The following is a 10,780-nucleotide window of genomic DNA, read 5'->3' on the forward strand; positions in this document are numbered from 1 at the left end:
CCTCAAATCGCACGACCTCGCCTTGTCACCCAGCTCTCGCAAAACCCTTTCCAAGCCGCGGCGAGCTTCACCCCGCGGAGCTTCTCGAGCCGCTCGCCCATATGCTCCCGAAATCCGCTTGCGATCATATCGATGTCCCAACCGCCCCCATGTGTCCGACCGATTTTCAGTAGATCATCATGACCGAAGCGGATCGACCCGCGAGGGAAGGTTTTCTCTTCCGGTTTAGTGAGCGCGTTCGTCGTCGCAGCGACAGCCCCCTGCCCTACCATTAAAGTCTCGGCCGTACCATCGCGTCGTTCCCGGCGACCACGGGAATGGCGATCAAGCTCATCAACCGTTTCGATAACCTCCGGCGGGCTCTTCGGCTCAAACCGAAACTCGATCTCGGCCACCGTCCGCCCCTGGCGAATCTCGCGCCACTCGACACGAAAATGGGCAAGCTGATCGATCTCGGCCTTCGCCTTTTCGAGCACCTTGCGGCGCAACTGCGCGAAGTCGGTGTAAACTTCAGGTGGTATCCCCAGCGCCGCGCGCAGCGCTGCCATGTCGCCCCGCCAAGTCGCCTGCCTCCGATGTAGACGTAGCGCCCCGAGCTCATACAACCGCAATGCATAGTTGGACCTGAAACCGAGCACCGCTTGCCGGTTCAGCACGGCATAGGTTTCCGATGCCTGGATCATCTTGCGAGCGTCTGGCGTGAACTCCCATTCGATCCAGCCGGCTTCGCCTCCATCCTCTTCGGTCTCTTCGCGCGATCGCGAGATGAGCGAGAAGCGAAGCGTCGCCTTCTTACCCCGCCAGGATTTATCATCGACGGCGAACAGTGTCCGATGAAGCTCCTCCAACATGTCAGTGATTCGTTCGTTACCCTTATGGCCTCGCCTGATGTCAGCCTTTCTAATTCGATGCGGCTTGTCTTCCCACGCATCGCCTCCAGCCGTTAGAATCATGAGGGCGAGCAAACGCGACGCCGTAAGGCTCAGCGACTCGCCTTTGACAAACTTAACCTCAATGATATTGCCAGGCTTAGCGAACTCATCGCCGCCTTTAGCCCGCAAGGCCGCAGCTACGCGCATCGCTCGACCAGGCGAGACTTCGTCTGCTACTGGTTCGACTTCTTCGGCTATTTTGCCTGCTTCGGGTTCCATGCCATCGTACGATCGAAACTGAGTCTGCGGAAACTATTTGCTGCCTGACCTGACCTCCTGCGTCAAGGCAGGTCAGGATATGCTGTCGCTGTTGCGCCCCCATGCGGTCAGGACAGAATCGTAGATCCAAGAGGTGTAAAATCAAGAATATCCACTGAGTCGCAAACTGCGGTTCAAAAGCGACACAAGTCTGGCATTCTGTCCCGTCCTACGGATTTATTCGACCAAAAGTATCGCGTGATGGTGCGTGGCGCGTCCTTCCCCCACCAGGTCAGGGTACCCCAAGGGGTCAGGTACCCTCCCCCGGGAGGACAGGACTAAGCCCCCGCCCGGTCAGGTAAACTCCCCCATCAGGTCAGGCAAACCCGACTAATTCATTGAAATCACTCGACTCTTTCGCTCTGAATCTGAATCAACTGAATTAGGAATCCTTCCGCTGCGCGCAGCGGCGTTTTTAAATAGATATTTTGGAAGAGGGTCGCCGATTCGCGTGATCAACTGGGACGAGTCTAAGGCTCGCCATTCAACCGAGTGGTCAATCAACCGCGAAAGGGGAGGGGGCTCAGCTGGTAAGCACGAAGTGCAACAAGCTACCTACAGCCAAAGGGCCTTTCCAAGCACCGGTCAACATCTTCGGAGTACTCCGAAGCATCTAGAGTGGCGGTGTGGCGATGCCCAGCTTATGCCGACAGCGATGCAAGCCTTTCTATCCGACAGGGCGACAGACTCGTTCTCGGAACGCGCTTGCGAGCTGCGCACGTTACGTCGTGTCGCAAGGCATGGCCGCATCAAACCTGGGCAACGCCATGCGTATCCAGCGCTCGAGCAGCTCGGGCGTTCGGCGGATGTCGAGCGTACTTAGAATCAGGCTTTCGAAATCGCCAACAGCCTTGCCGAGCGCTAGCGCGCGCACCGCAATTTTCTTCGGTCCCCGCCGGACGTGCGCTTTCACCCACGCGGCCCCTACCTTTGTGTGACCAGACCGACGTCTACCTGCCGTACCGTTCGAACCAGGTCGTCTTCGACAAAGCGGCGAGCACCCGAGCGCGCTGATCGAATCCTTCGCGACGGGGTCGATCCCGGCGCCAACCCCCAACTATATGCCGCAGCGGACGGAACGGGGTAAAGCTCACCCTTCAACATCAGGATTTTGCAAACTGCCATTCTCACACATGATCAGCCGTGTTAACTGGGCCTTGCCGTCCGGTCAGTCCCGGGGGGTGAGGCGTAGGAACCTCGGGTCATATCAGCCGGTCGACAATAGATGTCGGTCGGGTGGCCGTCACGCATGTCCAAGGCTCGCCTAAAGGTGGCGGCGCCTTGTGATATGCAGGGTTCCTAACACCCGGCTCCACAGGCCGGGGACCGCCTCCAGACGATACGGGGGGTGGGTATGGTTTTAGTCTCTGCAGCCACGGTCAGGATGATCGTCACAGCTTTGCTGGTTGCGTCGCCCGACGATGTGACGTCGGCGCCTGCAATCGCTGACTTCCTGACCAGCTTAGGCGGGGACACCGCAATGAAGACCAGCAGGTCGATGCCATCCGATCCGCTCCCGCAGATCTATCCGCTGGTGCGCGATGAGAGCGAGATCATCGACTATCGTTTTTTTGCCGAGAAGCCTACCGCTAACGGCTCCGTCACGGCCGAACGGGTCGGTGGAGTGTTCGCGCGAAAATGCGCTGCCAAGGGCGGCCGTATCGAGCCGGATGACGGCGAGGTCGCCCGCAGCTTCCATGGCCGCGCACTACCGCCCCGGGGAAAATTCAAGCATTTTTGGTCCGGAGTGTTGGCAGTGTGTGTCCGTAGTCCCTGCGAGATCATGGGCGGCTATGTTGCCATCACCTTCGACAATCCCGAGCTGGCGACCAAGAGCGATCTCGGTGCACGGTTGTTCAGCCGGATCTCGTCCATGCCTACCCGCACCGCCGTCTACGCCTATCGACCAGAACGCATTCGGTCGCCCGCGTCGTTCCAAGCGCAACAGGCCGCCCGGCGTGCCGATAATGTCGCTGAGCAGCGGACCCAAGAAGCGTTCCGTCGTGACCTCGCCGTCGGCACGGAAACCAACTGTGACACCGTGATTCAGATCCGTGAACCAATGGCCCAGATCGCCGTGCCGCTGGTCCGGCTGACACCCAATGGCCAGTCAACCTTTTGATCAAAGTGCGATGTTCTGGCGCTGCCCGGGATAGCCCCCTGTACCTACAGTCTTTGATTTCATCTCCCAATCTAATGTCATCCCCGTCATCCAAAGGAGACGCTTGTGTCGTTACCTCTTGACCCCGGTAAGTCGGTTACAACTACCCTGTCCGATCGGTTATTTTACTCATCGATCAACCCCTTAGACCTTCACCGCATACTCTGTACCGGCAGCGACGGCATGGCACCGGGATACCCTGGCTATCCGATGCGCACCACCTCAGGAGACTGGATGATTCCGGTCATCGTCGATCTACCTTATGCGATGCTCGCCAGTCTTGAAGCGGAAGCGCAATCACGGCAAATTGGCAACATCGTCCGGGCAGCATTGGTGAAGGCCGGACACGGTACGGTGGACGACATTACAGGCACCAAATCCGACAGATATGCGAGCGACGAAGAGCGGGAAAATATCCGGGAGATGATCACAGCAGCAATGCGATCGCGTTAGCGCAGACTGCAATGATTTTGATGGATTATACGTCGACGGCGAGTCGTCGCTTGCAGGAGACATGAACTCACGAAACTGCCCCAGTATATCGTCGTCTGCAGCGACCTTGCCAGCTGCCCAAGGCCGTCACCTTGGCCTATCGTAGCGGGCATCGGCAGCGGCATTTTCGATCGCGCTGATCGATCATCAGCCCCGATGGATAATGTTGCTCGCCGCATCCGTTCTCGCGTTGATGGTGCTGATGATGGCATGGCTGGAATTGGTAATCGCCCCCCGGTTATGGTGCGATCGGCATCCCTACCTCTTGCAGCCGTCTACAGGGGTTAAAGTAGGCCAGCTGAACCCATGACCGACAACTTGCAGGACAGGACGCCGCGAGCACCGGCAGCTGATGACGACGAACCTTATCGTCGACCGTCCGGCGGGATCCTCGACGCCCTGAATATGGCGGGCGTCGAGGACGTCGATATCGCGTTCGAGCGACCGATCAGCCACCCGCGGCCAGCGTCATTCGTTTGATCGACTTTCGCCAACCTGAAGCCAGCAAACCGCAACCATAATCAACCGTCCTGGCCGCTGTATTTCAGGATCAGTTATGCCTCAGCCGGGCAGTAGCATGAGGATGTGCAATCCGTATCGCAGATCGCTCCATCGCACTGAACCACGCTCCCGATCTGTGCAAAGTGATCGAGCAATCCAGGCGACCCGAACCTGCTCCGAAGGGACGATCCAATCGCATCCATCGCTACAAGATAACCAAGAGAAAAATTCCGCAATCTAGCAATTAGTGATCCCCATATCTCCCTCACGGGGGACAGTTATCGTCGTTCGCAGCGGCATCGCTAACTGGCCGATGCCGCCCTGGCAAATCGTGCTGAATGTTGGCGGTGCGATCTGTGTGATGCAGGTCGCAATGATCAAGGATCAGGCCGACTGGGCCGTGTTACTGGCGCATAGATGCTCGTGTTGATGGTGATCACAACGATGGGGCTGTTCGGTCGGTGCCAGAGACCCTGTCGGCGGACCGAACGACGCTGCTCATGTACGCTAACGGCATCGAACTTTTCGAACGACCCGACCCCGCTTCGACGGACCGTTAGACGCCATTTTTATGTCACGATCATCTTGGCAAACGATATCCCGCGCTGACGATCGGTGATGGCCTCAAGACAGCCATCCGCGTCAGATTGTTCGCCTGACTAGGCGAGTGCCGAGCAGTCGAAGCCTACTCGTGGCAGTGACAACAAATAACAGACAACTCGCTGTGATACTGGCGCCTGAGTCAGCCGGTCCTGGGGGGCCTCGTATCAACCGAAATCGCTTTATCTCCTGGCCGGGTCTCACGCCGGCCGTAACCCCCACGGAAAATCGTAAACGATATCGGAGTCACCTAGATGGTCCAAAGTCGGCATCAGACTCTGCAAAAGGGTAGGGGCACACCTGATGCACCCTGAGGGTGCGGGAAAAACGGCGGAAAACAAGGGCTACAGATAGATGGTCCATACCCCGCTCTGTGCATGGACCACATGGACCGAAGGTAGCACAGAGCAAGTAACGCCATTTTTGGGACGTTTTAAAGGCTGTTGCTCTGCCCAAGGTATTGCGCGCCGGGATCATGCGCTGCACACTCATGCGAAGGGCAAAAGGGGCATTCGATGGCGCGCGTACCGATCACGGTCTACCTCCAGCCGGACCAGCTGGCGGGCATTGAGCGGCGCGCGGCGCAGGTCGGCAAGCAGCGCAGCGCCTGGGTGGCGGACACGCTGGTGCGCGCGCTGGACGACGAACTGCTGCCGCTCGATGAGATCCTGCTCGACCAGTTGACCAAGATGCGCGCCAGCGTCGAGCTGCTGGTCGAAGGCCAGGCCGGGCATGGACCGAAGGGCAAGGCGGGGCTGGCTGAAATCCGGCAACGTGGCCGCGATCTTGCCGCCCGCATGCTTGCCGAAGCACGGGAGCGAGTGGGTCGATGAGCGACCCTAAACGCGCGCGTATCGACGTCTCGAACCAGGCTCACGCGCAGCTCGAAACCGAGGCACGCCGACAGGGTATTACAGTGCGTGATCTGATCGAACAGATCGTCCGCGACATGACCGAACGTCGTGGTCAGACGGACGCCGCGGTTCGCCATCAGCGCAGTACGCATCCGACCCTTTCGAACGAGCCGGCACCGAGCTCGCTGGAGGACAACGCCAAACGTATCGACGCGCTCATCAGGCGTGTGACGGACGAGGTACCGAAAGCGATCGAGACGGTGCGGCAAAGCGGCGGAACCGGGCATCTGCGCGACATGCTCGGCAAGCACAATGCGGTGCACATGCAGCGGCTCGAAGAGATGCAGACCGCGCACGAAAAAGGGCGGAACGCGCAGACGCTGCTGCTCGAAAACGGTAACAGGGAACTGGCCAGACAGATCGATGCCTTGAAGAACGAGGTGGTCGTTCTACGTGCCTGGCACAAAGGGCGGGGCTGGACCTTTGTGGGGGGGGTGCTGAGCACGTTGGCAGGCCTTATGGCGCTGGCCTTCGTGCTGGCCGGGACTCAACCAACGCGCTGGCTGGCGATCCGCTTGGTGGGCGAGACCACGACCGTCGGTGCAGCCTACGCACTTGCCGGCGACGACCGGGCGACGGGTAAGCTCATGGCGCAGACCAAGGCGCTGCTGGACGACGCGCAATTCCGCTCCGACTACACGCGTTGCACGACGCGTACGCGGGAGGTGAAGCGCCGGTTCAGCTGCCGAATTTCGATGCCGCCGTACGTACCGGGGAAGCCATGACCGTCCGCCCCGCCGGTCTGGCCGGAGGCGGGAACGCGGCGGCCTATTACGCTGCCGACAACTACTATACTGGCGAGCAGGAAGGACCCTCCGCCTGGGGCGGGGAGGGGGCAGCCGAACTCGGACTGGCTGGCCATGTTGATGGTGATACCTTTAACGCCGTGCTGGACGGTCGGCTACCGGGCGGCGTGGTCATCGCAGCCGGTGGGGACGGCACGCGCAACCCAGGGTTCGACCTCACGTTTAACGCCCCGAAATCGGTATCGCTGGTGGCGCTGATTGGCGGCGATGCGCGTGTCGTCGCAGCGCATGCCAGGGCGGTATCGGCGACGATGGAATGGGCGGAGGCGCGGTTCGGACAGGCGCGCTCGGGCAAGGCCGGTGAAACGCTGCAGTCGGCACGGATGGTCTATGCGCTGTTCCAGCACGATCTCAGCCGCAAGCTCGATCCGCACCTCCATACCCACACCGTGGTGGTCAACGCAGCCTTACGTGCCGACGGGTCATGGGTGGCCCTCAACAACCGGCCCCTGTGGAAGCAGTCGGCACTGATCGGTGCCGCCTATCATGCCGAGCTCCGATCTGAACTGGGCAAGCTTGGCTATCAAACCGAAATCAACGGCAAGCACGGCCAGTTCGATATCCTCGGTATCCCTCGCGACGTGATCGAGGCGTTCAGTGTCCGGCGCGAGGAGATCCTGCGAAAGGCGGCCGAACTCGGGCTGACCTCGCCGCACGCGATGGAGCAGATCGCGACCCGCTCGCGCGAGGCCAAGCAGGCGGGCGATGCACAGGCGGCGCGCGCGCTATGGGCCCAGAAGGCGGTTGTCCATGGTCCGGCGATCCGCGGGGTGACGCAGGCTGCGTACGACATGGTGCGACCCCGCTCGGTGCTGGATGCGGTGCGTGACTGGGGCGCTGCCCTAGTCGAGCGGGTCACGCGCGGGTTCGGGCCTACGCCGGAGCCGCTGCTGCGCGGTCTGGACGATGTCCGCCGTGGCGGCGATCTCGCCAGCACCTATGCGGTCACGGCGGGCGTCCGTCATCTCGGCGAGCGGACGGCGAGCTTCGAACACCGCGATGTCCTTGCCGCCAGCCTTTCCATGGCGGAAAAGGGGGCGACGGTGCGCGGCATAGAGGTACGGATCGATGCCTTGCGGCAGGCCGGCGTCCTGATCGCGGGTCCGCGTGGCGGTCTCCATGCCGACCGGCTGACGACGCGGGATATACTGGCGACCGAGAAGGCGATCCTGGCCGCGGTGCGCGCCGGTGTCGGCACCGCGGCCTCGCCGATGGCGGCAGGCATGGCGGATGCGGCGCTGACCCATGTGGCGGAGGCGCGCGGCGTGACGCTGGCGGACGAGCAGCGCCAGGCGGGGCTGGCGATGCTGTCCGGCACCGATCGCATCCAGCTGGTCCAGGGCGATGCCGGCAGCGGCAAATCCTTCCTGTTCGAGACGGTCGGCCGGGCGGGCGCGGAAGGCGGGGTGGGGCTGCTGGTGCTGGTGCCGCAGAACAAGCTGATGGAGGAGATGGCCGGGCGCGGGCTCGAGATGCGTTCGCTCGCATCGGTACTTCAGGCGCATGGTCGCAGCGATGGTCGCGCCCGTGCGAGCGAGACGCTGTCCACGCTGATGGCGGGCAAGATCGTCGTACTGGAGGAGGCGTCGATGGTGTCATCGCGTCAACTGGCCGGGCTGATCGACGTGGTGCGGGTAGGGGAGGCGGCAAAGCTGGTGCTGGTAGGCGACGTGAGGCAGATCGCGTCGCCGGCCGCGGGGCGACCGTTCGCGTTACTGCAGGAGGCCAGCATGCCGACGGTGCGCCTCGCCGAGAACCGCCGCCAGCAGAACGACACGTTGCGCGAGGCCGCTTCGCTCGCCCGTGAAGGCCGCATCAGCGATACTGTGGCGCTGCTCGGCGAGCGGGTATGCGAGAGCGCCGATCCGGCTGCGGCTGCGGTCGCGCAATATCTCGGTCTGCCCCCCGGGGAGCGTGACCGCACCGCGCTGCTGACCTCGGGGCATGTACTGCGCGAGGCGGTGCTCGGCGCGGTGCGGGACGGGCTGATCGCCGAAGGTCTGCTCGGACCCGATGTCGTCACGCTCAGGGTCTGGGACAATCTCAACCTGACGCGCGAGGAACTGCGCCAGCCGCGGCACTGGGCCGAGGGCATGCGGCTCGACATCTACCGGCATCAGGCTGGACTGGCGCCGGGCACGTACACGGTCGGCGCGACAGAGTGGGCGACCGGGATCGTCCGGCTCGATCGTGACGGGCATACCCGATACTTTGATCCGCGCAGCCTTCACCATGCCGGACAGGGGGCCGCGCTGGCGGTGCCAGGCGAGATCGAGGTGCGGGAGGGCGACCGCCTGATCTTCACGGGTGAGGACAAGACGCGCGGTATGACCAACGGCACCGCAGTCACCCTCGATCGCCTCGAGGGCGGTATGCTGCATCTGTCAGGCCGCGACCGCGACTATGTCATCGCGCCGGACGATCCGATGCGTGAGCGGCTTGGGCACGGTGCGGTGCTCAACATGCACCGGGCGCAGGGGATCACCGTGGACCGCGCGATCACGGTCATGGACAGCCACGACCGCCTGCTTAACAGCCAAAGCCTGTACTATGTTCTTCAGACCCGGGCACGCGAGGACATGTCGCTGCACACCGACGACCGGGTTGCCTTGGTGGCGGCGATCGAGAGCCACCACGGCGATGTACCGCACGCGCTCGACCTCGCACCCGAACTGTCGCCGTCGGGCGGGGAACGCTTCGATCCGGCGACGGGCGAACTGGCCCCGGCAGGAATTGTGGTGGAAAGTGCCGATAGCAGAGACACGCGCCTGCTGGATGCGATGAGCGCCGCCTTGCAGGCGATCGGGAAGGATGAGGTCATCGTGGCACCTGTCATGCCAGTGCCCGAACCGGTCGCGGTGGCGCGGGGCGAGCCGATCGGACCAAGCCGTAAGGAGCTCGAGATCGAGATGTCTCGAGACTTTGACATGGACATGTAATTCTAACCACGACGGTCAAAGCCGACGCTTACCGGCATTAACCATTTTGGGTCTAATTCTCGGTTAGCGTATGGGCCATGCTTACTTCCCGACAGATCGACTTAGTTCAAGACAGCTTCGCCGAGGTGGTGCCGATCACCGATGCGGCAGCGGCGGAGTTTTACCGCCGGCTGTTCGAAATCGCGCCCGACACCCGAGCGCTGTTCCGGCACGACATGGCCGAGCAGGGGCGTAAGTTGTTCCTAACGCTCGCAACGGTGGTCGACGCGCTTGATCGTCTCGACACGATCGTACCGGTCGCGAGCGAGCTGGCGATCCGGCATATCGGCTACGGCGCCCGCGAGCAGCATTATGCCGCAGTGGGCTCGGCGCTGGTAGAGACCTTGCGCGTAGGGCTTGGGCCAGCTTTCGACCGCGACACCGAAGCAGCATGGATCGCTGCCTATACGATCCTGTCTGACACGATGCTGGCGGCCGTTCGCGAGAAGGTCTGAGCGCGCGTGAGCGCGAACATGGCAGATGCTGACGATCAGCTGGGCGGACAGCTTGGAGCCATCGCCGCGCGCCTTACCGACATCGCTGGGTGCGTGGCGTCCGAAGCGGAGGCCGCGACCGCGGTCATGAGAGGAACTACCGAGCAAGCGCATCGCATTGCTCAGCTTGCCGCGGCTTTGGCCGAGGCAGCCGCTGCGATCGAGGAGGGGGCACGTCGCCAGACGGAGACGTTGGCCCACGCACGCGCTACCCTGGCGATCAACAAGCCGGTGATTGATGCCCTCACCCGATCGGCGGAAGGTGTCGCGTCGATCAGCGTCACCGTGTCGGATATTGCACGTGAAAGTCAGATGCTCAGCCTCAATGCCCGGATTGAAGCGGCGCGATCGGGCGATGCAGGAGGAGCCTTCGCCGTCGTGGCGGCCGAGATGTCGGCGTTAAGCGGTCGCACAAAGCTTGCCACCGATGACATCAGATCGAAGCAAAAATCTGATTTGGACTACCTTTGCCATTGAAACAATTATGTTAGGGTCAGGACCCATTGATCTGAGCGGCTCAATCTGATTCAGGCTCCGTGAGTAGATCGAGGATGAGCGACCTGTACTGGCTGACTGACGAGCAGATGGCGCGGCTCGAACCGTATTTTCCCAAGAGCCACGGCAAGCCCCGGGTTGATGACCGG

Annotated in this window: 10 protein-coding genes and 1 pseudogene; 9 read left to right on the forward strand and 2 right to left on the reverse strand. The window is 62.0% G+C overall.

The genetic code is table 11. The features are described 5' to 3' along the window. Window positions 1-2: 2 nt before the first annotated feature. Both ASE72_RS18955 and ASE72_RS20460 read right to left on the reverse strand, forming a co-directional pair. Window positions 3-1,151 carry a replication initiation protein gene (locus tag ASE72_RS18955; RefSeq protein WP_200916404.1) on the reverse strand — a complete coding sequence of 383 codons (1,149 nt, stop codon included), beginning with the start codon at window positions 1,149-1,151 and terminating at the stop codon, window positions 3-5. Between the two features lie 760 nt (window positions 1,152-1,911). Further along, window positions 1,912-2,103: a hypothetical protein gene (locus tag ASE72_RS20460; RefSeq protein ID WP_156350677.1), complete on the reverse strand. Its 192-nt coding sequence runs from the start codon at window positions 2,101-2,103 to the stop codon at window positions 1,912-1,914. A 441-nt stretch (window positions 2,104-2,544) separates the two neighbouring features. On the opposite strand from ASE72_RS20460, the gene ASE72_RS18960 reads away from it, so the two are divergent. The 9 genes and pseudogenes from ASE72_RS18960 to ASE72_RS20470 form a co-directional block, all read left to right on the forward strand. After that, window positions 2,545-3,312: a hypothetical protein gene (locus ASE72_RS18960; protein WP_156350678.1), complete on the forward strand. Its 768-nt coding sequence runs from the start codon at window positions 2,545-2,547 to the stop codon at window positions 3,310-3,312. A gap of 273 nt (window positions 3,313-3,585) precedes the next feature. Then, a complete protein-coding gene (locus ASE72_RS18965) occupies window positions 3,586-3,804 on the forward strand; it encodes a hypothetical protein (protein ID WP_156350679.1) in 219 nt (72 codons plus the stop codon). Window positions 3,805-4,149: 345 nt separating this feature from the next. Beyond that, a complete protein-coding gene (locus ASE72_RS20465; protein WP_156350680.1) occupies window positions 4,150-4,323 on the forward strand; it encodes a hypothetical protein in 174 nt (57 codons plus the stop codon). 1,136 nt (window positions 4,324-5,459) lie between these two features. Then, the gene (locus ASE72_RS18970) at window positions 5,460-5,777 is read left to right on the forward strand and encodes a hypothetical protein (RefSeq protein WP_056025433.1); all 318 of its coding nucleotides are present in this window, start codon (window positions 5,460-5,462) and stop codon (window positions 5,775-5,777) included. After that, window positions 5,774-6,583 carry a hypothetical protein gene (locus ASE72_RS18975; RefSeq protein WP_156350681.1) on the forward strand — a complete coding sequence of 270 codons (810 nt, stop codon included), beginning with the start codon at window positions 5,774-5,776 and terminating at the stop codon, window positions 6,581-6,583. Before ASE72_RS18970 ends, ASE72_RS18975 begins: the two co-directional genes overlap by 4 nt. Further along, window positions 6,580-9,603 (forward strand): MobF family relaxase, encoded by a 3,024-nt coding sequence (gene mobF, locus ASE72_RS18980; protein WP_056025439.1) that lies wholly within the window; start codon window positions 6,580-6,582, stop codon window positions 9,601-9,603. Before ASE72_RS18975 ends, mobF begins: the two co-directional genes overlap by 4 nt. A 77-nt stretch (window positions 9,604-9,680) precedes the next feature. After that, on the forward strand, window positions 9,681-10,097 hold the full coding sequence (locus ASE72_RS18985; RefSeq protein WP_056025441.1) for a globin family protein: 417 nt from the start codon (window positions 9,681-9,683) through the stop codon (window positions 10,095-10,097). A gap of 18 nt (window positions 10,098-10,115) precedes the next feature. Then, window positions 10,116-10,613: a methyl-accepting chemotaxis protein gene (locus ASE72_RS18990; protein ID WP_056025445.1), complete on the forward strand. Its 498-nt coding sequence runs from the start codon at window positions 10,116-10,118 to the stop codon at window positions 10,611-10,613. Between the two features lie 74 nt (window positions 10,614-10,687). Continuing rightward, window positions 10,688-10,780: pseudogene (locus tag ASE72_RS20470) on the forward strand (IS5/IS1182 family transposase); the annotation flags it as partial.

Source organism: Sphingomonas sp. Leaf20, assembly GCF_001421535.1.
GTDB lineage: Bacteria > Pseudomonadota > Alphaproteobacteria > Sphingomonadales > Sphingomonadaceae > Sphingomonas.

Coding starts and splice junctions, on each gene's coding strand:
- ASE72_RS18975 (WP_156350681.1), top strand. CDS start 5,774: ATGAGCGACCCTAAACGCGCGCGTATCGACGTCTCGAACCAGGCTCAC.
- ASE72_RS18990 (WP_056025445.1), top strand. CDS start 10,116: ATGGCAGATGCTGACGATCAGCTGGGCGGACAGCTTGGAGCCATCGCC.
- ASE72_RS18955 (WP_200916404.1), bottom strand. CDS start 1,151: ATGGAACCCGAAGCAGGCAAAATAGCCGAAGAAGTCGAACCAGTAGCA.
- ASE72_RS18960 (WP_156350678.1), top strand. CDS start 2,545: ATGGTTTTAGTCTCTGCAGCCACGGTCAGGATGATCGTCACAGCTTTG.
- ASE72_RS18970 (WP_056025433.1), top strand. CDS start 5,460: ATGGCGCGCGTACCGATCACGGTCTACCTCCAGCCGGACCAGCTGGCG.
- ASE72_RS18965 (WP_156350679.1), top strand. CDS start 3,586: ATGATTCCGGTCATCGTCGATCTACCTTATGCGATGCTCGCCAGTCTT.
- ASE72_RS20465 (WP_156350680.1), top strand. CDS start 4,150: ATGACCGACAACTTGCAGGACAGGACGCCGCGAGCACCGGCAGCTGAT.
- ASE72_RS18985 (WP_056025441.1), top strand. CDS start 9,681: ATGCTTACTTCCCGACAGATCGACTTAGTTCAAGACAGCTTCGCCGAG.
- mobF (WP_056025439.1), top strand. CDS start 6,580: ATGACCGTCCGCCCCGCCGGTCTGGCCGGAGGCGGGAACGCGGCGGCC.